Raw genomic sequence first — 24706 nt, forward strand, 5'->3', positions numbered from 1 at the left:
TCCAATTGGGAATATGCCTTTTTTCGACCCTCTTGTCGCGCATTAGTGTGTTTCATCATAACGTGTTAATGTGAGACAAGTATTTAGGAGGAATGCCTGGTGCCAAGAATATCTGTAATCATGCCGGTCTACAATAATGTAATCTATTTACAGCAAGCAATTAACACAATCTTGTTGCAAACGTTAAACGACCTAGAGTTGATAATAATTGATGACGGATCAACCGACGGATCAGCGGGAATCATACATGAAATAAAAGACACTAGAGTAAAAAAGATATTTCATACTGAGAATATGGGTATTGTCACTTCGCTGAATCAAGGACTCGATCTGGCCCAAGGTGAGTACATCGCCCGTATGGACAGCGATGACGCTGCAGCACTAAACCGCTTGGAAGTGCAGGCATATTTTATGGACCAGAATCCCACCATAGATATTTGCGGAACAGGATATACAACGAACTATCTCGGGCCTGTCAGGTTAAATCCTATGCATCACGAAGAAATTAAGGTCTGGCTGTTATTTAACTGCTGCATTCTACACCCTTCCGTTATGATGCGCCGAAGTTCGATAGATCGTCTCGGGATTCGTTATGATTATAATTACCCTCATGCAGAGGATTACGAACTGTGGAACAGGCTATCCTCAAGCGCGCAATTCGCGAATCTCCCTCACAATTTAATGTATTACCGGACTCATGAAGGACAAATATCTAATAAACACCGAGTAATACAAGATAATTCTGCACGAAGAATCCGTCAGAGACAACTTTCTCAACTAGGCATTCAATTATCGGATGAGGAATACGCACTAATGGTTAAATTAGCTGAGTTTAGGGTTAATTCTGAAGATTTTGAGGACTATCGAACAGCAGCAGGTTTTGCGAATTGGCTAGTTGATCAAAATCGACAATACCATGTATTCGACCAGGATCTATTAAGAATGGCTCTATCCCGATGTATATCAAGAGTTCCATACTAAATATGTAACCAACATCGTCAAATAGTTGATGCATTAAGAAAAAGACGTGAAGGCAAAAACGATAATCCCGTCAGGCATTAGCCCGACGGGTTGTTTTATGTATGCTCTAAATTCGAATCGCTCGCGCATAAACCAACTTCCAGCAATCCTAATGGTCTCTGGGAATAACCTTCAACTATCCCACCATAGTCCATCAGGTGACCTATAGGGTCTTCAAACCTAATAATTGTACCGATATTTATTCCGCCAGTACCCATGCTGGCGGATTTTTCCGTTGCTTAAAATTCCCTGAGGCGGTTATAATACAAACAAATGTTCTTATTTTGGAGGCGGTTGTTATGCACATGCGCACAGGACAGATTGTGGAAATTGTGTATATGGATAAGGCCAGCAAGATCACGCAGCGGGATTGAGGTCAAAGGCATAAAGGACGGCCACATCCGGGCGACCTGCCTTACCACCGGCATGCCTCGTGTCTTTCTCACCACAAATATCCTCGCTTGGCAGCCGGTATGGGCGCGCCATGCTGTCGGATAACGCGTGGAAGATCCTGCGCATCATGCATTCCATGGGCAGCACTTCCGGGGGCGTATGCCACCGATATGGGAGTTGCGGCGTAAATCCAGCAGGCGGCCAGAACAGATCAAGGCGGCGCTGCAGGAACTAGCCCGGGAAAGGTATATAGAATGGCAGCCGGGAGCGCCGAATTCTCGAACACCAGCACGACACGGCGCGCCGGGATAAGCCGGTCCTGGACCCGCAGGAATGGGAGCTCATCGATCAGGCGCTGTATCATTCAATGGAGGACCACGCCCCGGTCACGCTGACATTATTCGATCCGTTTGTTGATCGACAGGCCCACGGCATCGTGATGCAAGTGGATCGGCAGCTGAAGCGTATCAAGCTCAGAGTGTCAGTAGACGACTGGGGCTGGATCGACATGTCGGAGATTATTGCTGCAATTACATAAACAGCAAACCCCACAGCCGAAGCTACGGGGCTTTTTCGTATTTCAGATATCTTCCCAGCCTGTTGTCTGGGCACGCAACATGCAAAAAGGCTCGTAAATCGCCCTATTAGCAATTACGAGCCTGTTAATTCTAAGTTATGGTGCGATCGAGAGGACTTGAACCCGTTAGCATGATGCGCTGTCAAGCGTACACATGGCCATTTCGGACTGGATCCGAAATGGCCATGGAGTTAAAGCCGGTTCCTGCTGCCCGGCACTCAGCATTGAATCAGCTCAGTGTGGCAAGAGCCTCCCGGGTGAATGGCTGCATCGCTTCGGTGCGATCGTCGCGGATCTTGGCCGCCCAGGCCGGATCGCTCAGCAGCGCGCGACCGACGGCGACGAGGTCGAACTCCCCGCGCTCCAGACGCTCGATCAGAGTGTCGATGCCGGCAGTCTGCCCGCCCTTGCCTTCCTCGAACAGGCTGGTGAAATCCGAGTCCAGGCCGACCGAACCAACGGTAATAGCCGGCTTGCCTGTCAGCTTCTGCGTCCAGCCCGCCAGGTTGAGGTCTGAGCCCTCGAACTCGGGCTCCCAGAATCGGCGCGTGGAGGCATGAAAGATATCGACGCCTGCCTCAGACAGCGGTGTGAGGAAGTGCTCCAGCTCCTCTGGATTTGCGGCCAGTTTGACGCCGTAATCAACCGGCTTCCATTGGGAGAAGCGGAAGATAATCGGAAAGTCGGGGCCGACCGCGGCTCGCACCGCCTCGATAACCTCCACCGCGAATCGAGTGCGGCCAACGAGATCGCCACCATACTTATCCGTACGCTTGTTGGTGAAGTTCCAGAAGAACTGGTCAATGAGGTAGCCGTGCGCGCCATGTATCTCTACCGCGTCAAAGCCGATGCGCTTCGCATCGGCAGCGGCTTGGGCATATGCCTGCACGAGACCGTGAATCTCCTCAACCGTCAACGGCTCTGATACCGGTTCGCCAGTCAGGCTGAGGCCAGACGGCCCGATCGGGTCGGCATTCGATTCCGGGAATTTCTCCCTCTCGCGGGCCGTACCGGTATGCCAAATCTGCGGAGCGATTTTCCCGCCGGCTTCATGCACTTCGCGGACGACACGCGCCCATCCTTGCAGAGCTTCCTCCCCGTAAAAATGCGGCACGCCGAGATCAGCAGCCGCAGCCGGATGGTTAATGACTGTTCCTTCAGTGATGATGAGGCCGACGCCGTTTTCGGCCCTCCGCCGGTAATATCCGGCCACGTCGGGACCTGGAACGCCTGACGGCGAAAAGCCGCGGGTCATTGGGGCCATGACAATACGATTTTCAAGCTTCAGCCGTCCGTCTTCAAATGGCTTGAACAGAACCTCTGCTGATTTGGATAGGGTCATTTTATTCTCTCCTCCTGTAGGGTTGTTTGTTCATCTATAAATATAAATATATGGATTAACAAATGAAAACGCAAGCCCTTCGGAGAAAACTCTTGAAACTACTTCTTCTTGGCCTGCAGTCCCGCCTCAAAGTCCTCCAAAAAAGCGGCGATCGCCTCCTCATTGCGTCTATAATAAGTCCATTGACCATAGCGGCGGGACTCCACCAATCCGGCCTTCTGCATAGAGGACAGGTACGAGGAGATGACCGACTGCGCCAGACCGGATTTTTCCTGAATGCTTCCCACGCAGACACCGCCCGGGAACTCTTCTTTAATGAGGCTCGGCAGATTCTCATTCATCTTTTCCGGCTCCCGCAGCCAGCAAAGGATATTGAGACGGGTTTCATTAGACAGAGCCTTCAGCACCGCAAGCATATCTTCATTATTCATTCTTGACTCCCATTTCTAGTTGGTTTGTTCCCAGTATACCAAAAGTCCTGCTCATGAGAAAAATAATAAAGATTGCGTAACTGCGCCCGAAGCTTCCGGAATACACCACTGCTTCTTCAACCAAGGAGCAACTTTAACTGCAGCTTCCGGATGGAGATATAGAGTGGAGCTGACTGGCTGGAGATGGAAGGGTTGGCCCTCTTGGAAGGCTGGGCCCGCGATGGACTGACGGACGAGCTGATCGCGGAGAAGGTCGGCATAGGCGCTCGCACGCTGTATGAGTGGAAGGTCCGGTATCCGCAGATTTTGCAGGCCTTAAAAAAGGGCAAGGAAGTTGTAGACCGGCAGGTTGAGAGCGCGCTTCTGCGGCGGGCTCTCGGCTACTTCTACGATGAAGTGACCCGGGAAGGCGGCGTGGAGGTGAAGCGCGTCACGAAAGAGGTTCAGCCTGACGTAACGGCGGCGATCTTCTGGCTGAAGAATCGCTGCCCTGATAAGTGGAGGGACAAGCAAGAGATTCGCCATAGCGGTTATTTGGCCGTGAATAATCCGTATAGCGGCCTGATCACGGATGAGCTAAAGAAGCTGATTAACGAGACTTAAGGAGACGATGCAGTTGAACGAGCTGGACAGGCTTAACCGGCAACTGGCACCTATTGAGCGTGCGCTGTCCCTGCTCTCCTGGTGGGAACGTCGAATAAAACGGCAGGTGTTCCTTAGCATGGACGATGAAGCGGCCAGTGCTGCCGCTCTCGGCCTGTCTGTGCCGACGCTCCGGCGGGAGGTTTCAAACCACTGTGGGCGTATTCTCCGAGGCCATATGAGCGAGCATGATAAGGAGATCAACCAGAATCGTAAGGGTTGGTTCGACAAGGAAACTAAGAAGATTTATATCAGCCTGTCTGTTTTTCCACGCGATATACTCGAAAGAGCTGTGAGGAGTGTTCAAGAAAATATGAGGAAGGCGGGATTCCGGTCATTAAGACCAGGACAAGCAAGCGAGTGGTTAAACGTGGCCTTTTCCATTGGATTGAAAACAGAAAAAGAGCCAGCAGAGCTTAGCATTCGATGGAGCGACGAGCCCCACAGGTGTGAACGTTTCGTCAGATGGGAAGCCTAAGTTCCGAGGTGATTGTGATGGAGCTTAAGACAACTGCTTTCATTGAACCCTGCGATATGACATCAAACAGGCCCTGCGAGATGAAATAATGGCGGAACTGCAGCCACAGATTGAACAGGCGCTTTATGCGAATATCTTTGATCTTCAAGAAGCGAGTCAATATTTAAAGGTTTCAGACAAAACGCTTCGACGGATGACCAAAGATGATGGTGTACCGCATTTCTGGCAACGAGGGCAAATCTTCTTCCGACAAATTGCATTGGATCGCTGGATATCGGAAAAAGAGCAACTTGATCCATTAAGGAGGGACGCCAATATGCCCGGAAGTGACCCACACCGCCATACAGGACAAGGCAGTATACGAACCTGGCGTGGGAATCCTATGAGGCACTACTATACAGCAAAAGAAGTACAGGCCATGCTGCGGATCGGCTGCCTACGCACCGCAGTTCCGAGTTCAGTCTTTGAATGCAGAGCTGGCGGCAAACGAAAAAAGCCTTGCTCAGCAAGGCTTTCCCGATCTGTACTATATAGGACGGATGGGGATCGAACCCATGACCCCTACCCTGTCAAATGTGTGTACCCTCAAAAAACTGTCCAATTTAGATCTTTTAGTATCAAATAGTCCCGATTTATAAGGGTTTTACAATAATAAAATGAGTCGTAAGGTGCATTAATATCGCTTAGTTTCACTGGAATTAACGTGTCCTGCCCCCCAAAATGCCCCCCAAAACCACCAATTTTAAAGCACATCTGCAAGACATTCGGCTGCAACTTCTTGCATCTCTGGTAGCATGTGTGAATAAGTATCAAGTGTAATCTTAACCGAAGAATGCCCCAATCGTTCAGAAACAACTTTAGGATGTACGTTCTTGGTTAAAAGAAGGGTGGCCTGTGTATGTCGGAGTTCATGAAATGTAATCTTCGGAACATCAATTTCCTTTAATAAGCTGTTGTAAGCCCTAGACAAATTTCTGGGTGTACATGGTGTACCGAATACTGTACAAAAAACTAAATCATGGTCGCGATATTGTCGTCCATTATAAAAACTTTTTCCTGCTGCTTTTTTTTCAGCTACTTTAGTTTCAATCTGTTTTCTTTCCAGTTGTTGCATATTATAGTGTTTAATTAATGTATTCATTGTTTTTACATCTAATTTGACTGGTCTAACACTACTATCAGTCTTGGCTCCATCCTTTAATGTTTTGCCATCATGAGTAATAGTTTGTTGGACTCGAATAACACTTTTTTCAAAATCAACATCTTTCCAACGCAGACCCAACACTTCAGCCTGACGTAATCCAGTCATCAAAGTAAATCGGAATGCCAAACTATACCTACTTTTTCCCTCTGTTTCTTCAACAAATTTTCTGATTTGCGCTTGGTTCCAGACGGTGGATTTAGTTTTTTGATTTGCTGGTTTATTGATAATCTTTTTAGATGGGTTCTCTTTTAACTTCTTCATCGTAACGGCATCATTCAATGACGTATTAATAATTGAGTAAATCTTTTTAATGGTGTTTGGTGACAAAGAAGATTCTTTTGGTTTTTTCTTGCCTATTACTATCTTTTTTTCCTTTAACATTTGAATATAGTCTTGAATCATGATGATTGTTAGATTTGCCAATGGTGTTTCTGCAATTAGTGATCCTAAGACATGATTCCTAATATAACTGTCATACATTTCTTTTGTTGATCCTGCAAGTGACTTTATAGGCAACCATTGATCAAGCAAATATACGCCGAACTTTGTTTTAGAGGGATCTACGTATGTTCCTTCATAGTATTCACTCTCAGCTTTAACCATTGCAGCCTTCGCTTCTTTTTCAGTAAAAAATCCCTTCTTCCTAATCACATTCCTTTTCCCATTTGGTTTCTTTCCTGCTTCAAACTCATACCACCATTTATTCTTCTTTTTTGATTCGTCTTTATATACTGGCATGATGCCACCTCCTATTAATTTACAATAAGAGGGTAGGGTTATCATCCATATCTCACTCTTATTATAGTCGAAAACTAATTACTTTGTGAACTTCATCAAATATAGAATATATTGTAATATTAATTATGTATTTTTATCTTATAAACGCCATGTTATCATTATTTTTGTTTATATACAATAACTATTTTTATCTTTTAAAGGGTGATTATAGACTGATGATCATGTTCGGAATGGAATAGAATATCAACAGGGATTTAATGTTAATTATTGTATATACTTAACGCTATAATAATTCAAATATGAATGGTATAATCTCCCCAAAAACAACAAGGGAACGGATTATGAAGGAAAGAAAACCGAAGTGGTGGGAATGGGTTTTGGCTATATTAGGATTTGGATTAGCTTGCTACGTGGCTTACTTAAAAGGAAAATATTTGTGGTAAAATAAAAAGACGCATTTAAGTGATTAATATCGCTTTTACGTCTTTTTTAATATGTTATTCTTTTTCTATAATTTCCAAGGCATCAACAAGTGGTTTCAGTTCTAATAATTTTTTATAGAGCATAAGTAAATCGTTATACTGTTTCATTTCAAATTCTCTTTTAATTCTTTGTTCTTCTGTCGCTGGCTCAAATTCTTTTCCTGTTAATAGCCAATCGCATGAAACATTGAAAAATTTTGCAAGTGCTATTATCAGATCAGATGTGGGCTTATTTTTGTCATTCTCAAGGTTGCTAATAGTCGAGGGATTAATTTGTTTAAAATCTAATGTTTCTTTTCCTTGATCATCAAAAACAGGAATGTAAATCTTAGTTGCTAATTCAGCCATTGTTAAATTGTGTTGTTTTCTTAATGTTCTTAAACGTTTCCCTAGTGTATCGGTCAAAGTGATAGCACCTCAATATTGAGTTTTCTTATATTATATCACATAACAACGGATTATATTCAGTATAATGATTATTTTCAATAAAATGAGTTGACATACTGAATATAATCATTATAATAAAGTTATATTGAATTTACTCAATAAATTTGAGAGGGGAATAGAAAATATATAATTTATTCATTTGTTCTGATAATACGTTTTAGATGCGGTTGTTCTTCTAGCTTATTATTTTGTAGGACGTAACTTGATTCCTCTGTGATCATATCATCGGGATAGTAATCAATGATATCAGTCAAGGAGCAATTAAATACTTTACAAATTTTATCAAGCCATTCAACTTCAATACGCTTTATCTCTTCATTGTAAAGTAATCCTACAGTTGCTTGTCTAATGCCAGTTGCTTCAGCTAAGTCTTTACGTGACATTTTATGTTTACCAAGCATTTCTGCAATTTTAATTTTTATCATTTTTTACCTCATTTCGGTGAAGTGGTTACTATGGTTACTATTGATACCATTATAATTCACAACGCAACTTAATTCCAATAAAATAAATAAAATTTCACTTAGAGTAATTAAATTTTGTTTAGGGTATTTACAAATTTTCTTAAGAGTAATATAATTGCATTAGGCGAAATAAACCACACATAAAGGAGTGTAAAAATGTCAACGTTCAGCATTAGCAATCAATCATCATGCGAATGCATTATCCCTAAGTTACTTCCTGATATAACCTCTATGACAACTGTTCAACCAGTATTACCGGAAATCACTTTGTATTATGCTGCTGGAGCAACAGATAGGCTGTCAGATAGGGGGAACACGGTATATAACGAATACATATTCCAGACAATCGAAGAAGCAAATCAATCAGGCTTAGATTATGACATTGCAACGTGGACAAATATTAATGATGCAGCTAATGGAGGAAATGCCTATAAAGATGTAATCATTTGCACTCCACAGGGTAAGTTCGTGTGGCATGTTGAATATGAAGAGGATGTAACTGGAGAATTGATTGAAAATGACTCTATGTACCGTGCCGTAGGCGCTCCAGAGCGTTTTAGTGAGGCTGTAGAGTATCATTTGTTCTGGAACAAGGGATCTGAGCTTGTGGAGATTACTAATGAGAAAGGAGTGTACAAAGCATTCATTGAAAATGTAAATGGAGATACTGTAACAATTCAATAATTCATATAACAACGGAAATTCTTCAATGACGGTATGCCGTACATTCGATTTATAAAGGGAGATAATAATAATGGAATTTGCAGGAATTAAAAAAACTTTAACTAGTGATGACTACATTGCGAAAGCAAATGAGTATGATTTGGGAAAACTCAAAGAAGAGTTTCAAGTAAGTTGCTTTTCTGAAACTGAACTTAAAATGTACAACCACATCTGCGGATTTCAAAAAGTATGCAAGGAAAAATACAGCCTGAATAAAGTTTATGAATTGTTGTCACTTGCAAAATGCATCAATATGAATCAGTGCGAAGCAGATTCTTTTATTGAGTGGATTGAAAAGGTTGAAGTAAATGATCTTCAGAACGTTCATAGGGCTGAAGCCATATTAAAAGGAATGAGAAGCAAAAAACAACGAAATCATCTTGTTTCATATGAGGAACTCGACTATGCAATTGTAAATGAGGATATAAAGCTGCTCAATGAAATCTTCATGACAAGTGCTCCATTTAAAATAACTGAGTTTAACTTCAGACGAATTGATAAAAATAGATTTGCTGAACGGTATTTCGACGCACTCAAGAATACTTACGGATATGTTTCCTTTGGTAGTGTAGCACAAGCGCAATAAATCTTTCCAAGCATAGACTTAGCATCAATGATAGTGTGCTATCTAATCCAAATAAAAGGGAGTTTTTATAATGAAAACTATGTACAGAGAAAAGACAATCATTGTTCCCATCGAAGAGAAACTTACCTATCAATTTAGAAATCTGACCCAGGTAGAACTTGAATTATTAAAAGACTGTTCCTACAAGATTTATCTATGGGAAAGTAAAGTTGCGTACGACAGACAAATCGAAAATCAAAAAAATAATAAACATATCGTTAAAAATTACGAGCATATGGAAGTTCCGACTGATTGCTACTTTATAGGCTTTCTAGTTGAACAAGATTCTACACTCGAAGAAGAATTTAAAAAATCTTGTTCAACTCTCAATTTCGATGACTATTCACATGAGATATTTGTACCTACCGTTAAAGAAATGATTGCATTTTTTAATGATCGTACACTATACCATAGTAGGGTGGCTAAATATCCAGAATTTCCAATTCAAACGTTGGAGGGGTTGGTTATCCTTAGTAACAATTACTATATTAATATTACTCAAACTACCGAACGATGCACTTCTTCGACAGAAACGATTGATGATATTATTGATATAAATAAGTTATTAAGACAAAAAAATGAAGACGAAACTACCAGAAATGAGAGAGAGTTTCTTTTGAAAACGGCAAAAAAAAGACTAGACAAAATGAGCTTTGCTGAACTAAAAGGTAAGGTGCAATATTTGTAATAGGTTGTATATAAAATAAAAATAAATATATGAGGAGAAATGATAATGACTGCAAATAATCCGCGAACACCACACATATATCAACCGGAGCAAGTGAACTACACTGTGGGAACTGAATTTTTTGACCTTTTTGATGACACGGATGATTACCCTCGAAATCTTGCTGAAACAGGCGTACCGATAAATACATGTTTTGATTGTGTAGGGTATGATTATTTGGATGTAACACTGAAATACACAAAAGTATTCTATGCAGCAATGATTGAACACTACGATAAAAGAACAGCAGAACAAAAAGAAGCAATTTATAACGATATCATTAATAAAGAATACAGATATCAGCAATATTATGATATTGTCGAAGATCATGTTGTATTTTTGTCTGAATCAAAGAACTCTTACTGGATATTCTACTATGATCCAGATGTTTCGGATTGTCTTATTGGTAGAGTTGAAAAATCTCGTATTTCAAAAGAAGAATTCAAATCTAAGTATATTAAACATCTAGAATCAAAAAAACATAAGGAATCATACTGTGAGTTACCACTTAATAAATATGCGTTTACTTGGTACAGAGAAGAGAAAGAAAGCGAATGAAGCCAGCAATCGGAACAAAAGTAATCCCACACTCAAAAACAGTCACCAATATGAAAGGCTTAGATAAATGTGAGTACTGGGCTGATGCTATTAATCAAGGACAGGGCTTTCTCTATATCGTTGACTATGACCGGAATGATTACGTGCTGAGCAATGAACCGCCAAAGGGATATGACCATGAAGAGGATTACGAGTGGAATGTAATTCATGGATATCATCATAGTTATCGTGGAACTGGCAATCTGTATAAGGAAACCGATATAACGGTGATAAAAGAAATAACTGGTTTAAACATATTTCAAGCTCTGCAACATATCAAGGAAGGTGGGAAAATGATTTCTGCCTTAAATAAAGAGTATGGCTATGAAGATTTAGACATACGTTGGATTGGCCCAACTGCATGCAATTTCCGAACACTTGGCATGTCAGAGAAATATGAACAAAAGAAAGAACGAAAGTGGAGAGTTTTCAATATTTAATAATAAATATCTAAAAATTGAAGGAGAATTGATTCAATGACACAAACTTACGAAGATAAAACGGTTGATCCAAGAGTAATCCAAGATATTAATGTTAGAGTATTTTTTTAATAACGGCGTGAAATGGTCATTTTATCATATCCTCCACAAACATAAGCATGCGATTCAATTGTTTAAGGATGGAATGCTATGGGGCGTCGAAGATTGTGAGTTCTCAGAGGACGCAGAAAAGAAGATTGATATCATTGTTAAGGTGCTGAGTAATGATTTTAAGTATCTACATTCAAATAGCTAATATATACATCAATGGCTGTGTGCAGCTAAATAATAAATTAATGATACATAATTTTATTGTAGGAACGGTTATAGGACTTTTAATCCAAACTATCCAAGCCTTATGATATTTTACCTATTCATTTTGCGTAGTCATGTAATATAATGGTAATCAAAATCTATCAATAGACGGACGGTGCTGAAAAATATGTCGTTAGAACCAATTTTATTCATGATTTTCTCATCCATCGAAACATTTTCTCTTTACTTTATGATTATGTGCCTGTTTCGTTTCAAGTGGAAAAAACATGCTTGGCAAGCTTTATTTATAATTTTACCGCTCAACTTGCAAAGCTACCTTTTGCGAAATGATTTAGATATGGGGAATATCGCTTCATTGGTTCTTATCATTGTTTTTATTATATTTTTCACATCCGTCGTTAAGATGCCGATTATCATTTCAATGATGGCTACAATCTTGGGATTCATCATTTTTGCATTAATTCAAAGTGCTTTTATGTTGAGCATTTTTGGTTCTCAGTCTGCTATCGAGAACAGTCACATTAATGGATATCTCCTTCAATTAATAACAGCAACATTCAACTTTCTATTTTTTTACTTCATATATTTAAAAGGAAAGGGATTTACGTTTGATATCGAAAAATTAAGATTCAAAATAGAAGATATTATTTTACTTGTTCTTATTATCGCGTTTTTGTTGGGTATATCAGTACTATTGTATTTTAAAGAAATTTATCTACACATTTTATTTTTTGTACCAATATCGGCATTTCTTTTATATTATTCACGGAAACGGGAGCATGAAAATGATTGATAAAGCAGCTTTATATATAGCAACAGGAATTAAAAGAAGAATCCCAAATCATCCAGCGAGTGTTAATGTGTTAGCCTTTTCTCTTGGGTTTGTTATTAATACATTGTCGATCATCATTTTGTCATTGTTAATATCGTTGTTCACTAAACGAACAGATGAAATTACGGTTTTATTGATAGCATTTGCTTTATTAAGACAAGTTTCTGGAGGTTTCCATTTAAATTCTGGAGTTAAATGTGTCCTATTTACCAGCACTATATTTACTTTGGTTTCGCTATTTCAATTAAATGAGGTGGGAATTTTAATACTAAATATAATTAGCATGATTTTAATTCTCATTTATGCTCCAACGGATATAGAAAAACAAAGTAGAATCAAAAGAAAGTACTATCCATTGTTAAAAATTATTTCGGTTATTTTAATATCCACTAGTTTTTTTATATCAAGTAGTAGTCTAGCACTGGCATTTTTTCTTCAATCGTTAACTTTAATTCGCTTGAAAGGAGGTGATAAGTAATGAAGAAACTTGCAAACAAAATGACAATTAAGGCGTTTGTGGGAGTAGCGACTATTTTATCTATTCTTGCAGTCTGTGTTGTTAGTACTGCTAGTGTAATTTATGTTTATCAGGGCAATACGCCCAATGAACTACTTAAGTAATGAGGTGTGAATATGAGCGATATAGCCAATAACATAACGGTTTATCTAGATCCAAAAGGTAAAAATGGGCTTGCAGAATTAGATATTAATAAGATTACATACATGGAGCTGGACAAAACAATAAAAAGTGTAGTCATTCACACACTTGATAATGTTTATTATATCAATGGTAGTCTAACTCAATGGACAAACCTATTAATTAATTCTGGATTCGATTTTGTTAGGGCAGACCGCAACACACTAATCAATGTCAAAAATGTTGTTTCACTGGATAAGGATTTCAATTGGGCATTTTTCGATGATGAAAGAAAGAAACATTGTCTATTGTCTGAAAATGGTTATAAAATGGTGAAACAAAAAGGAAATTTAAATGTAAATGAAATTTCACTAAAGGAGTCACCTTCGTGGTGACTTCTTTTTTATCGGCATATTTTAGCATAAACCATATGTAAAATGTTGTCGAAAATTGATTAAATTTCTGTAAGTCTCAACTATTTTCAGAATACTGAACGAGTGTTGCTTGTCAAGGGTCTAAGGTGGCATAATGGAATTAAATTCAAAGGCTTGGAAAAATTCTTGACAACTTAGATGATATCTGATAAGGAGAATACATAAATAGGGGAGAGACTACTACATGCAAGAAATAATTAAATGGTTGAAACCAGCATTAGACGAACGAATTAAGAATATTTGTGATGAACAACTAGAAGCTAACAATACGGCGCTAATGAGTATAATTGATTATCTACGAATGGATAATGTATCTTCAGAAACCATACAGGAAATTGAAGAATTATTTGTTATGCATACAATCAAGATAATTGAAATTACATATATGTGTGGGGTAGAGGAAATGTTAAAGCTAAAAGCAATGTAAAATAAAAAAGAAACAAGACAAACTAATTATCGCCGTCTTGTTTCTTTTTTATTTCTTCAATGGTGAATAGATCCTCAATTTTTAAATTGAGTCCTTTGGCAATTGAGTAAAGGTTCGATATGTCATATAATCCTTTGTCAGACCCATCAAACCTAGATATATATGGTTGTGGTATGTCTGCTTTATTTGCAATTTCAATTTGCTTTATACCACGCTCTTTTAATATTTTAGTCAATCTTGGTGTTAACTTATATCTTGCCATTAATTAAACTCCTTCTGATCCCTCTGTGTCTGGTGTGTCTGGAATTTCCTCGACTAAAAATAAATCTTCAACATTAAGTCCTAATGCTCTTGCCACACCAAATAATAATACCGTTCTATGTTGTTTATTGCCATCAAAAGAATTAATTGTTTTTTGTGCGAAACCATACTTTTTAGCAAATGCCGCTTGACTATATCCTTTTTCCTCCAGTAATTCATTTAATCGCGGTGTTACTTTCAGCATTCATTCTCCCACCTTTTTTGTTCTATTTATATTATAAAAAGAAAAACAAAAAGTTTCAAGTAACTAGTTGCAAGTCGCTAGTCACTATGCTATAATATTATCAAGAGGTAAGGGAAACACACTAAAGCAAAGGGAGCGATTAATAATGAATAATAAACAAGTAATGGCGCAAGTTGTTGAAGTTGTAAAGGAAAAATATAATGTGATGGTTAAAGCTAATCTGAGAGGCGACTATAACGAAGTATACATTAAAATAAGTGTTGCAAACATTCCCGAGTCTCAACAAAAAGTCATTCAAAAGTGGGCAAACACCCAAGGCTTTGTCCTAGAAACAATTGTTGATACATATATAACACCATCATATCAAGAACGGATTGACGCAAAGTGTGCTGAAGCTGGCGCTATGTTGGTTCCAGCAAGAGACACACAAACAGGAAAGTTATTTAATAAATATAATAATACTGATCAACGTCAAGCAATGGAAGCAATTTGGGAAGAAGACCAAACAGGAGTCCGTATTGCCTTTATCCCAGAGTTTATGGCTATTGAATCGGTTCAGTATGCTTGATAATCAATGGTAAACCCTCCACTTGTGAGTGAGTGGAGGAATAAACTCAAAGGAGATATTACTGTGTACTTACAAAATCAATGCGGTCAATATTACTATCACACAAAAGGTTTTAGTCAATGGGTTAATACTCCAGAAGAAGCAACGGCGCTTTACGCCAGAAGAGGCGAGAGGTACACACTTTCATAAATTTAACTCCAACAAAAAAATTAAAATTGTAGAACTTTAGGAGATATAAAATGAAAATAATTAAATTAATTAAACGTGATGGAAGTGTTATTCTTCAGACCAAAGGTGATAATTTAAAAGTGTTGGAACTATGCACATGTTGCATGACTGACTATGTGTCTTACTTTGGTAACGTTGTAGAGATCAAGGTGAGTGCATGAAAATAAAAATAGGTAATAACATTAGAACAATTGTATGCTGTGTTGTATGGTTGTTTGTAGTAGTAGAATGGATATATTCATGAAGATAAATATAAATATAAATGTGATATATTAAGAGGACTTGGCCTTCATTGACCAGTCCTTTTTGCATTATACATTAGATAATCTAAGAAAGAGAAGTAAAGCGCCTATTATGGCGCTTATTGTTCTATTTGTATTCATATAATAAACGCACCTTTGTAAAGGAATATGAAACACATAGATATGCTTATCGGTGTGTAGAACAGGCTTGATCCTTCATTTAAGGTATTTATCTTTGGCAACTCTGATAATACCTAGAACACTTACGGCAATCGTTAGAATGGAAATTGTAACGTTTAAAGTGGACATGTGATATGTAGTTAATGAAACAATGGAACCAACAATAAGGAACAGGTATATTGCATATAATAATGCTTTACTTGTTTTCATTTAATTTTCTCCTTTCTCATTGCATATAGTCAACGATTATGTGATATAATAAAGGTGAATAGGGATACAAGAGAGAACCCTTTCGAGTTCTCGCCTTGTAAGCTGCTTGCCTAACGTTTGCGGTGTTTCTTACTTCTTGGAGGGAGTGGAACACCGCTTTCGTGCTGTTTGGCTTCTAGTTGTTCACGTTCGGCTTTTTCCTTCCTTCTAGCTCGTTTCTCATTCGTGATGTAAGCTATTAAGGAGAGAATTAAGCTAAAGGTTGGAATGTAAGGCTGAATCTTTGCTATGTATTCAAGCATTTGGCTTCACCTACCTCTCTGCTTGACCACCTTACATATATAATTATAAGATAAAAATAAATAGATTTCAATAATATTAAGGAAAATAACTATTTTTATCTTTATAAATGTGAATAGAATGTGGCAAAGATAGGCTAGAATGGATAGATATGATAGCGTAAATACGTCATATGTGAGTGATATATAGATGAATAATGACGCAATAAAGTAAATGTAGATGGATATATATGACGTAAATAAGTGTGAATATGATGATATATGACGTAATATATAGTGATAATGATAATATTAACTGTGATAAATAAGTCACAGTTTCCGCGTTTAGTATATAATGAAAACGAAACGACTTTGCGCCTACGTGTGTACGTGTCGTACACAGATGAAAAATTGTTTGTGATTACCTAAATTTTTAAATTTTTATATCAAATTTGAACAAGTTGACGCTGCTGGTTCCTTATGATCTGCTAGTTGGATGCTTCAATGTCTAAATGCAATACAAGATATATTATGTAGCATTTAGAAAAGGGTATGGGGGGTACTTTAAATCAAAAATTAAGATAAAATTTGAATAATAACCCATAGCACTTCTACTCCGCGACTATTTTTTTATTTCAGATTAAGCTCATCCTCATCCAGCACAATTTCCCTCATTTTAACCTCAATTTGTCTCGTAATTTGTCTCGTAAAATCCTTATAAATCAACACTTTTTTACGTCATTTCACATCAAATTTATCTCCAAACTATCAATATTCACTCAAAAACAAGCCCAAATCCCTTGATATCACTAGCTTTTTGCGATACAAATGCTATATTTTCATCCATAAACGCAAAAGATCCCTTATTCTATAAGGGATCTAGACATTTTATTATGTAATTTACGATACAAATTTTTGGTAGCTAGTCATGCATTTCGAGACAAAATTAATCGCTGTTCGCTACATGAACAACAAGTTTTACTTTACAACTTCCTTTGCACGTTTTTCCATTCCCATTTGAATTACAAATTCCTGTTCTTTGATCAATTCAATAAGTTGGTCCTTGCTTAGTTCTTCAAACACTCCATAATCAATCTCCTTGCCAATTCGAAGACTAATGCTATTGCTCATATCCTTATCTTTATGTCTATAACTTTTTTCTGTCACAACAATACTGGAATGATTATAGTGTCGCTTTGCTTCCTCCAATGTTCCAAACATTGATGCAACGTTTCTTAAACTATGGAATTTAATATTTCTCTCTGGGGGAATACCTGTTTCCTCACGTAAATAATCTATCATATCCTGAATTCCGTGAAGGCTTAAATGAAATATCTTGTTATCGTTATAACGAGCATAATATTTTTGTTCTTTAATTTTTAATAACTCATTGTATAGCTCAATTGAAATTGCAACGGTATGTTTTTTTCCACCTTTACCAACCACAGTAACTTCATAATAATTACCGGATAGATTTAACTTAATATCATCCCATTCTATTGCCAACAAACTTGCTTTTCTAAAACTTGTTGTATATGCCAGTCTAATCAGAGCAGATTTTTCTTGACCTTTTTTTGTGGCTAGTACAATATTTGCCCATTCTTCGGCCTCATGTACATATAGTTCTCCACATCTTTCGGAATCATTAGGCAGAGGTTTAACTTTTGTTGCGTCTGGATTAACTTCATAGTCGTTAATTTTCAGAAACCTATATAAACTTCTTATGGCTTCAATTACATTATTTATCGTAGCGTTTGTGTAATCAGCTTCATGTTCCCGAAGATATTTTTGATATTTAATCATATCCGCATTCCTAATAGGTAGATCATCAGCAACCAATTCGTTTAATTTTTTTCCTCTATACCACATAAAGAACTGTTCTAGACTTCTACTATAGTTTCCTTGTGTATTTTTGCTAATAAATTGCCCGATAAAGGTTTGAATGTCCTCCCAAACCGAGCCAGCGTGTAATCCTACTACATTATGTATTGCTGTTTCCATTACATTCACTCCGTTTCTATTGTTATCTCGTATCTTCATTATAACCAACTGCATTTAAAAAGTAAATATAGTTATTTACATTATATATATTGACTTATAATATACGGGAATGTATAATTTGAATTATCAAGCAGAAAGGAGTTGACAAAAATGATTGAATTTTTACCACATATTGATCCAAAGAAGTATATTAAATGGATGGAAGGAGGAAGATATAAAGAATTAGCTTCATATGTATGGGGAGAAGAGTACAACACAATATATTCCTCTGTTCAATTGGATGCTTATCTGGATTTATTCATTAAAAAGGCAGCAGACCAGAGGTATAGTTATGAAGAATCATTTTTAATTAGAGAATTTGTCTTGAAATTAACAAGATTCATTAAGAAAATGAAGGTTAGAGAGGAAAGAAATATGAAGCTGGCTAAAGCAAAATCAACTAGTAAGGGAAATATCAGCATTAAATTTGATTACTATTCTTTAAGAAATTTGAAAAAACCATTTTTAGGAACTTTAATAAGATAAAAATAAATATAGTTGACGAAATAATGTTGTTGAGTTATTATGAAGATACCGAGTATTATAGTAGTTCTCGGAATACACATAGAAAGGAAAAGAATTATTTGAAGTTTAAGTTAATGTTAGACAAAGAATCATTTGATAGAAAGACAACACCTAAAGAAACGAGGGGATTTGTTAAGAGAAATTGTTTAAATCCATCGACACATGAACAGCAGTAAAATGAAAACATGGTTGTCCGATATTATTAAAGAAGAATACAAACAGTGGAAGGCTGGAAATATTGTTCTAATAGGAACAGGAACGGGTTCAGGTAAATCATATTTTATTCGTAACAAGTTATCATCATATGCAGAGTATGAACAATCAGATATTTTATTCATATTCAACCGGAAAGAATTACATAAGCAGAACAAGGAACAAATTGAATTAAACAATAATTACAGAATACATACAACTACATATCAAGAAATCGAACATCAAATATCGAATAGCGGTTGTTATGATTTTACTCCATACACATATATCGTATGTGATGAGTGTCATTACTTTACAGATGATAGTTCATTCAATCATAATAGTGATCTTTCGTTTAATGCCATTATGAGACTAAACAACAAAATTCGAATATTTATGTCGGCTACTGGCTCAACACTATTCTCATTTATTTGTAATTCTGTTAATAAAAAAACTAAAGTGTGGGAGTATAGAGGAAAACGGCAATTCAATCAAGTTGCTTCACTTTCTTTTTATTCGAAGGATGAATCAGTCAAACGATACATACAGCAGCATTTTAACGGGAATGAAAAAATCATATGGTTCTGTAAATCAACTAAGAAGGCGGCAAAATTACATAATGAATTTCCAAATTCATATTTTTTGTGTAGTAATAACGGAAACAACAAAAAATATCTTCAATTAATTAATGATCGCACAATAATAACAGATGGCGAGAAGATTACATTTGACCGAAAGTATCTCTTTACAACCAAGGTTCTTGATAATGGTTATGATCTTAAAGATGAACAAATCAAATTAATCATCTGTGACGAGTTTGATATCAATACCATGATTCAATGTATAGGACGTAAACGTTCATTATCAGATGATGATAAAGTACATATTGTTTTATTCAATTATAGTAATAAATCTATTAATGGGTATAAAAATGTATTTGTTGATAAGCTCAAAGAAGCAGATATCTTTCTTAAGGAAGGAGTAGCAGGACGTAATGAGTTTATTGGTAGGTTTGCTCAAAAATCAAATTATATCATTTATGATCAACCTTCACCAGATAATAAATATGTGAGCGATAAAAAGATATCTACAGTGAAGTATCTGAAGGTACAAAACGATTTGGCTATTATTAACGAAATGCTTGATCACAATCGAGAACTAAAAAAAATTAGAGAGGGACTAGGGGAGAAGAGTCGGAGCGATGCTTATATGATGTATATCTTAGAATTGATGGATATGAAAAGTTGTAGAGACTTAGACAAGATTTATCAGGAACAGGATTTAGGTGAGTATCTTGATTCCCTATTAGGAAAGCGACTATATAAACAGGAACAGAAAGAATTAATTGAACGAATCGCCATTAAAGATTATCGTGGTAGAATTCAGAAAGATGTAAATCAAATTGACTCATATCTTCGATCTAACAATTTGAAATATGCAGTTGCAAGTTTCAAGGATAATAATAAGAAACTTGATGATGGTAGTGATAACCCTAACCGTGGAAAGTGGTATTGGTTAGTAAGCAGATTTGAGTAATAAAAAAGAATCGGACACCAAATTGTGGAGTTTCATTATATATAATGTTTATCCATGATTTGGTGTCCAACTTTCAATTTAGCTAAAGCAAATCTTAATTGAGCCGTGAGAGGTGAATTGCCGTAGGCAAGAGGGGTGGTGCGGCAGGTCGGGCATTTTGACAGTTCTGCGTTAGCAGGGCTGGAAACTTGACCGAGTTGGTATTAGCACCCCTAATTATTAGTTTGCTAACTATAAGTAGAGATTAAAGTCTAAAGAGCCGTCACAAAAACGCTTCGCTTCGCTATGCGTTAGTGTTCCGTAGCCATCCACTACGTGGCTGTCTTCAACTTGCTTATCTTGAATTAATTAATCTATATCACTAATATCGATTCTAAGTCTCAATTTCTTATTAATTTATAAGTAATTTGACTACTATCATCTAAGCTAGGGTATTTGTAAAGGTGGTGATGTGAAACAATAAAATTATAATAAATAAATAATAAAAATAAACATATTAATGGAGGTTGAAAATTGCTATTTGATGTATTAAAAATAAAATTAAAACAAATTATAGATTCAGATTTTAATTTGAAACTGAGTCCAGAAGAAGAATCAGAATTCATTATCAGACAGGAGACAACACCGTTAACAGATCAACTTGCAGTTGTTAATGGTTATCAAGCTGAACGATTAGATGATTTAATTGTTCTCGATGGAAAAAAGGACAACAAAAAAGAATCATATCTTAAACGAGCATTACGACAGGGTTTCATTTATAATGGCGCTAAGTTTGTTCGTTTTGGAAAAAGCTCTTCACAAGCTAAAGACGGTATCACTGTTTTTATTAAAGAAGTCATAAGCAAAGAAATGCAAGAACGTAGTTGTTTGGGACTTCATATCAAGAAAGATATTATCTCTAAGTTTGAAAGCTACCGCTGCCTTATCCTTAGTTCATATAAGCCAACTGACTGTGAAATTCCTTATATCGTAATTATTGATGAATTTGAGAAAACTTTACATCCTGAGATTATTCGTTATGTCGATGATGTAAAATCTGTGGGCAAAGATGGAAAAACATATAACAATAAAGGAATTAAACAAGGTAAAAAAGCAATTAAATTATCGCCATTTGACGGTTTCGGAATTCACACACCAGAAATGAGCAAATATTTAGGTATAGCTACTCAAGTACGAGGCTTACCATTTATCAAGGGGATGAGTGTCGAAGTAGATTTTAAGAAATACTACAGAGATAGACCTGAATCCATTGAATATATAACAGATTGGTTAGGGAATATTCACAGACTCGATGACATTGATTGCATTTGGAACACATCAATGTTTAAAGGACATAAGTTATTTAAGAAAGAGTTTGGTAACAATGCTTGGAATGAATATGTGGAGCGTGTGAAGAAATATCAATTTAAATTGGGAAAAAGTAAAGAGATTCATCATACGGATAATATTAATGTGTATGCACGAATGAACTTTCAATATCTCCAGTGTTTAGACTTGTGGAATCCAAAGTATATTGAAAAATATAAAAATAAAGATAATGAATATGACATTTTAGATGAAAGAAATCACGGCAAGATAATTAATTTAGCTAAGTATACAACAAACATGTATGAAAAGATTATTAATGGTGACAAGTTTTATACATATAAATTCTTGGGATTGAATGATCACTCTGAAGAAGATGACAACGAAATCTTATATTCAAATGAGAATGATGAAGATAAACCTAAGAAGATTTATAAAAAATATTCGGCAAGCAAGTACATAAATGAAGCAATACTAATTAATGATGCAATGCTTAATGACCCCTATATACAGAAAACTGTTATCTGGAAACTCAATAATAGTATTAATCAAATGAAGTACGGTAAAATATATGTACCGGGATTCTATCATATTGTCATTGGAGATATTATGGGATATCTAGAATATGCTGCTGGCTTAGAGGTTAAAGGATGTCTTAATGCTGGTGAGTTTTATGCTAAAACAGTACCATTAGGTAAATGTGCTTCATTCCGTTCTCCTTTGGTTGATCCGTCAGAAGTAAACATTGTTGATATTGTAGAAAACGAATTGACCAATAAGTATCTATCACACTTTGCTAATCATGATATTTGTATGATTAATATGTATGACTTGACATTACCACAGCAAGGGGGCATGGATGAAGACGGCGACGCAGTGATGCTGTGCTATGAAAAAGAAATCATTGACTCTAAAATTGATTTACCAATTGTAGTAGATACGGAAGATAAAGTGTCAGTTAAACCTGTCATATATAACGACGAAAACATCTTGGACTATGAATTGAAAAGTCGTGATAGTCGAATTGGAGAAATTACGAACATTGCTACATCGATATTAAACAAGCACACAGAGAATGAAGAATGGAAGAAGATTAATGCTGAACATATTGCTCTACTTAGGATCTTACAGGGCAAAGAGATAGATTATGTGAAAACTGGAGTCAGATTATATATTCCAAAGTACTTGCACAAGTATAAAGACGTAATACCTTATTTTCAACTTTATTTATATCCAAAGAAGTTGAAAAAGTATAAAGAAATTCAAGAAAGAAATAAAAAAATTGAAGCGGACAACGAAAAAGCGATATTGGTCTCTCAGAAAAGAGGAAAAGTAAATCCTATTCCAAAAGTGAAAATACCAACTAACGCCTATCACTCACCTTCTCCAATGAACGAGCTATGCGATTTTATATGTAAATGGGAATCAAAAAACGTAAAGTGGAACAACAGATCGTTTATTGATAAAGAGCTATTAATCAATAATGATGCTGACTTAAGTAATAATGATTTAAGGGAGCAAATTAGGAATATCTATGATTCCTTTAATGAGAAATATAAAAAAGAAATGGACAAAATTAGAGAGGAAAAGTTAAATAACCGAAGACATCTGCAAAACTTTTATACTAGATATAACAAAATTGATAAAATATTTGATAGTTACAAAATCGAGTTAGAAAAAATTGGAGATAATATTGAGACTATAGCAAATTACTTGATTGATCTATCATATGAAACCATAAGTGCAAACAAAGTATTATGCTGGTCACTTTTTGGTAATATCATTGTGGATAATTTGAGAAAGAATACATCTAATCAAAAAGAAATGGTTATTGTTAAAGCAGAAAGAGACGATAAAGATACATATGAGTTTCTCGGGAAATTTTATAAACTTGTAGAGAAGGAGTCTGTGTGTGAACATTAATAACTTAATAAAACAGTATCAGAGTGCAAGCGAAGAAGATAAACGGAATATCGTTTATCTCTTTGCTTCTGCTATATGGAAAAGTGAATATAGGGGTGAAAGGAAGAAAAAAACTTTTAAATATAAGGTAATAAATGAAGCTTTAAATAATAAAGAAGATTTAATTGTTCTATTTAACAAATATAATTATCAAGAGTATTATTATTGGAAGAGTTTTTATAAAGGAGAAACAGACCCTATTAATGATATAAGAATAAAAATAAATAATATATATGCATATTACTTTAGGGATGATGTTTACCTTGATAAGTTATATTATGAATTACTTAGGGCATCACAAAACATATATTACAGAACTATAGATGAGTTAAAGAAAAATAAAGGTGTGGATGTTAAAAATATAGAGCAAGAAATTATTCAATCTATAGAGCAAGCGAAACGTATACATAAAGATCAGACGATAGAATTAAGTTGGAAAGAGTATAAAAGTGTGATAAATGATGCACTACACAAGATATTTAGAAGATGTAAAACAGTTGCCCAATACGAAAATGAACATGGATGGGATAATGACAGAGTGAGAGTTGATTCGTGGAGTCAAGATAATTTGTTGGTTAGTTATATTGGAGATTCGTTAAGGGGAGAAGTGTTACACTATATTAGAGACAATACACCTAAAGAAGAAATCAAGAAATATTGTGAAAGATGTGGAGAAGAAATAAGCATAACAAGCAATAGAAGAAAATGGTGTAATGAATGCAAAATTATCATTGATAGTGAACAACGAAAGATACGTAACAAAAGGTATTATAAAAGTAAAAATAGTTAAGACGCATTAAAATGGTATATATCCTTATAGGGAGGAAAGAGAAGTTAATATATTAATTTTATTGGACTCTTCTTAATCCTCTCTCGCCCAAGTCTCGTTATGCCAATTGCGAGATTTGAACTTTTTTAAATATCACCTTTAATTGTTTCCAGCCAGTTCACACTCCTTTA

Annotated in this window: 31 protein-coding genes; 21 read left to right on the plus strand and 10 right to left on the minus strand. The window is 36.3% G+C overall.

Features of this window, described 5'->3' with window-relative positions; genetic code table 11:
• Positions 1 to 99 precede the first annotated feature (99 nt).
• The gene (locus KP014_RS15280) at positions 100 to 981 is read left to right on the plus strand and encodes a glycosyltransferase family 2 protein (RefSeq protein WP_036604298.1); all 882 of its coding nucleotides are present in this window, start codon (positions 100 to 102) and stop codon (positions 979 to 981) included.
• 643 nt (positions 982 to 1624) lie between these two features.
• Here the strand turns inward: KP014_RS15280 and KP014_RS28830 are convergent.
• A complete protein-coding gene (locus KP014_RS28830; protein ID WP_246590509.1) occupies positions 1625 to 1777 on the minus strand; it encodes a hypothetical protein in 153 nt (50 codons plus the stop codon).
• On the opposite strand from KP014_RS28830, the gene KP014_RS15285 reads away from it, so the two are divergent.
• Positions 1733 to 1951 carry a YolD-like family protein gene (locus tag KP014_RS15285; protein ID WP_246590764.1) on the plus strand — a complete coding sequence of 73 codons (219 nt, stop codon included), beginning with the start codon at positions 1733 to 1735 and terminating at the stop codon, positions 1949 to 1951. The genes KP014_RS28830 and KP014_RS15285 overlap by 45 nt on opposite strands.
• Positions 1952 to 2219: 268 nt before the next feature.
• Here KP014_RS15285 and KP014_RS15290 read toward each other — a convergent pair whose 3' ends face one another.
• The gene (locus KP014_RS15290) at positions 2220 to 3332 is read right to left on the minus strand and encodes an NADH:flavin oxidoreductase (protein WP_090833898.1); all 1113 of its coding nucleotides are present in this window, start codon (positions 3330 to 3332) and stop codon (positions 2220 to 2222) included.
• A gap of 98 nt (positions 3333 to 3430) precedes the next feature.
• A complete protein-coding gene (locus KP014_RS15295) occupies positions 3431 to 3763 on the minus strand; it encodes an ArsR/SmtB family transcription factor (protein ID WP_090833899.1) in 333 nt (110 codons plus the stop codon).
• Positions 3764 to 3946: 183 nt separating this feature from the next.
• On the opposite strand from KP014_RS15295, the gene KP014_RS15300 reads away from it, so the two are divergent.
• Positions 3947 to 4366 carry a transposase gene (locus KP014_RS15300; RefSeq protein WP_090833900.1) on the plus strand — a complete coding sequence of 140 codons (420 nt, stop codon included), beginning with the start codon at positions 3947 to 3949 and terminating at the stop codon, positions 4364 to 4366.
• Positions 4367 to 4379: 13 nt separating this feature from the next.
• On the plus strand, positions 4380 to 4883 hold the full coding sequence (locus KP014_RS15305; protein ID WP_090833901.1) for a hypothetical protein: 504 nt from the start codon (positions 4380 to 4382) through the stop codon (positions 4881 to 4883).
• Here KP014_RS15305 and KP014_RS28835 read toward each other — a convergent pair.
• Complete coding sequence (locus KP014_RS28835; RefSeq protein WP_246590800.1) at positions 4867 to 5031, minus strand: hypothetical protein; 165 nt, start codon at positions 5029 to 5031, stop codon at positions 4867 to 4869. The two genes, KP014_RS15305 and KP014_RS28835, sit on opposite strands and share 17 nt — an antisense overlap.
• 316 nt (positions 5032 to 5347) lie before the next feature.
• On the opposite strand from KP014_RS28835, the gene KP014_RS28845 reads away from it, so the two are divergent.
• On the plus strand, positions 5348 to 5521 hold the full coding sequence (locus KP014_RS28845) for a hypothetical protein (protein WP_246590801.1): 174 nt from the start codon (positions 5348 to 5350) through the stop codon (positions 5519 to 5521).
• Between the two features lie 104 nt (positions 5522 to 5625).
• Here the strand turns inward: KP014_RS28845 and KP014_RS15315 are convergent, their stop codons facing one another.
• The 3 genes from KP014_RS15315 to KP014_RS15325 all read right to left on the minus strand — a co-directional run bounded on the left by KP014_RS15315 (position 5626) and on the right by KP014_RS15325 (position 8179).
• Entirely contained in the window at positions 5626 to 6825 is a 1200-nt protein-coding gene (locus tag KP014_RS15315) for a tyrosine-type recombinase/integrase (protein ID WP_036600855.1), read from the minus strand.
• Between the two features lie 497 nt (positions 6826 to 7322).
• Positions 7323 to 7712 (minus strand): helix-turn-helix domain-containing protein, encoded by a 390-nt coding sequence (locus KP014_RS15320; protein ID WP_090833903.1) that lies wholly within the window; start codon positions 7710 to 7712, stop codon positions 7323 to 7325.
• Between the two features lie 173 nt (positions 7713 to 7885).
• Positions 7886 to 8179, minus strand: coding sequence for a helix-turn-helix domain-containing protein (locus KP014_RS15325; RefSeq protein ID WP_063619529.1), 294 nt, complete (start codon positions 8177 to 8179; stop codon positions 7886 to 7888).
• 270 nt (positions 8180 to 8449) lie between these two features.
• On the opposite strand from KP014_RS15325, the gene KP014_RS15330 reads away from it, so the two are divergent.
• From KP014_RS15330 to KP014_RS15375, 10 genes are all read left to right on the plus strand, one after another.
• Entirely contained in the window at positions 8450 to 8902 is a 453-nt protein-coding gene (locus KP014_RS15330) for a hypothetical protein (protein ID WP_216700370.1), read from the plus strand.
• A 70-nt stretch (positions 8903 to 8972) separates the two neighbouring features.
• Entirely contained in the window at positions 8973 to 9527 is a 555-nt protein-coding gene (locus KP014_RS15335) for a hypothetical protein (protein ID WP_036600861.1), read from the plus strand.
• Positions 9528 to 9597: 70 nt separating this feature from the next.
• Positions 9598 to 10254 carry a hypothetical protein gene (locus tag KP014_RS15340; RefSeq protein ID WP_036600862.1) on the plus strand — a complete coding sequence of 219 codons (657 nt, stop codon included), beginning with the start codon at positions 9598 to 9600 and terminating at the stop codon, positions 10252 to 10254.
• A 45-nt stretch (positions 10255 to 10299) separates the two neighbouring features.
• Positions 10300 to 10851 (plus strand): hypothetical protein, encoded by a 552-nt coding sequence (locus KP014_RS15345; RefSeq protein ID WP_036600863.1) that lies wholly within the window; start codon positions 10300 to 10302, stop codon positions 10849 to 10851.
• Complete coding sequence (locus tag KP014_RS15350) at positions 10848 to 11330, plus strand: metallophosphoesterase family protein (protein ID WP_036600864.1); 483 nt, start codon at positions 10848 to 10850, stop codon at positions 11328 to 11330. Before KP014_RS15345 ends, KP014_RS15350 begins: the two co-directional genes overlap by 4 nt.
• A 481-nt stretch (positions 11331 to 11811) precedes the next feature.
• Entirely contained in the window at positions 11812 to 12438 is a 627-nt protein-coding gene (locus KP014_RS15355) for a hypothetical protein (RefSeq protein ID WP_051500453.1), read from the plus strand.
• The gene (locus KP014_RS15360; protein WP_036600878.1) at positions 12431 to 12955 is read left to right on the plus strand and encodes an accessory gene regulator B family protein; all 525 of its coding nucleotides are present in this window, start codon (positions 12431 to 12433) and stop codon (positions 12953 to 12955) included. Before KP014_RS15355 ends, KP014_RS15360 begins: the two co-directional genes overlap by 8 nt.
• Positions 12955 to 13098 carry an AgrD family cyclic lactone autoinducer peptide gene (locus KP014_RS15365; protein ID WP_246590510.1) on the plus strand — a complete coding sequence of 48 codons (144 nt, stop codon included), beginning with the start codon at positions 12955 to 12957 and terminating at the stop codon, positions 13096 to 13098. Before KP014_RS15360 ends, KP014_RS15365 begins: the two co-directional genes overlap by 1 nt.
• A gap of 12 nt (positions 13099 to 13110) precedes the next feature.
• Complete coding sequence (locus KP014_RS15370; RefSeq protein ID WP_036600880.1) at positions 13111 to 13509, plus strand: LytTR family DNA-binding domain-containing protein; 399 nt, start codon at positions 13111 to 13113, stop codon at positions 13507 to 13509.
• 223 nt (positions 13510 to 13732) lie between these two features.
• Positions 13733 to 13975 (plus strand): hypothetical protein, encoded by a 243-nt coding sequence (locus KP014_RS15375; RefSeq protein WP_036600883.1) that lies wholly within the window; start codon positions 13733 to 13735, stop codon positions 13973 to 13975.
• Positions 13976 to 13997: 22 nt separating this feature from the next.
• On the opposite strand, the gene KP014_RS15380 is transcribed toward KP014_RS15375, so the two are convergent.
• Both KP014_RS15380 and KP014_RS15385 read right to left on the minus strand, forming a co-directional pair.
• Complete coding sequence (locus KP014_RS15380) at positions 13998 to 14237, minus strand: helix-turn-helix domain-containing protein (RefSeq protein WP_036600885.1); 240 nt, start codon at positions 14235 to 14237, stop codon at positions 13998 to 14000.
• A 3-nt stretch (positions 14238 to 14240) separates the two neighbouring features.
• Entirely contained in the window at positions 14241 to 14480 is a 240-nt protein-coding gene (locus KP014_RS15385) for a helix-turn-helix transcriptional regulator (RefSeq protein WP_036600888.1), read from the minus strand.
• A 145-nt stretch (positions 14481 to 14625) separates the two neighbouring features.
• On the opposite strand from KP014_RS15385, the gene KP014_RS15390 reads away from it, so the two are divergent.
• Positions 14626 to 15048 (plus strand): hypothetical protein, encoded by a 423-nt coding sequence (locus KP014_RS15390; RefSeq protein WP_036600894.1) that lies wholly within the window; start codon positions 14626 to 14628, stop codon positions 15046 to 15048.
• Positions 15049 to 15287: 239 nt separating this feature from the next.
• Positions 15288 to 15437, plus strand: a complete 150-nt coding sequence (locus KP014_RS15395) for a hypothetical protein (protein WP_175491803.1) — start codon at positions 15288 to 15290, stop codon at positions 15435 to 15437.
• A gap of 1727 nt (positions 15438 to 17164) precedes the next feature.
• Here KP014_RS15395 and KP014_RS15400 read toward each other — a convergent pair.
• Positions 17165 to 18187 (minus strand): tyrosine-type recombinase/integrase, encoded by a 1023-nt coding sequence (locus KP014_RS15400; RefSeq protein ID WP_036600896.1) that lies wholly within the window; start codon positions 18185 to 18187, stop codon positions 17165 to 17167.
• Positions 18188 to 18337: 150 nt separating this feature from the next.
• Here KP014_RS15400 and KP014_RS15405 point away from each other — a divergent pair, with 150 nt between their 5' ends.
• The 4 genes from KP014_RS15405 (at position 18338) to KP014_RS15420 (ending at position 24536) form a co-directional block, all read left to right on the plus strand.
• Positions 18338 to 18712 (plus strand): hypothetical protein, encoded by a 375-nt coding sequence (locus tag KP014_RS15405; protein ID WP_036600897.1) that lies wholly within the window; start codon positions 18338 to 18340, stop codon positions 18710 to 18712.
• A 216-nt stretch (positions 18713 to 18928) separates the two neighbouring features.
• Positions 18929 to 20479, plus strand: a complete 1551-nt coding sequence (locus tag KP014_RS15410; protein ID WP_246590511.1) for a DEAD/DEAH box helicase — start codon at positions 18929 to 18931, stop codon at positions 20477 to 20479.
• Positions 20480 to 20992: 513 nt separating this feature from the next.
• Positions 20993 to 23707 carry a hypothetical protein gene (locus tag KP014_RS15415; protein WP_051500454.1) on the plus strand — a complete coding sequence of 905 codons (2715 nt, stop codon included), beginning with the start codon at positions 20993 to 20995 and terminating at the stop codon, positions 23705 to 23707.
• Complete coding sequence (locus tag KP014_RS15420; protein ID WP_036600900.1) at positions 23697 to 24536, plus strand: hypothetical protein; 840 nt, start codon at positions 23697 to 23699, stop codon at positions 24534 to 24536. The genes KP014_RS15415 and KP014_RS15420 overlap by 11 nt, the downstream gene beginning before the upstream one ends.
• Positions 24537 to 24706: the final 170 nt, after the last annotated feature.

The organism is Paenibacillus sophorae, assembly GCF_018966525.1.
Taxonomy (GTDB): domain Bacteria; phylum Bacillota; class Bacilli; order Paenibacillales; family Paenibacillaceae; genus Paenibacillus_AQ; species Paenibacillus_AQ sophorae.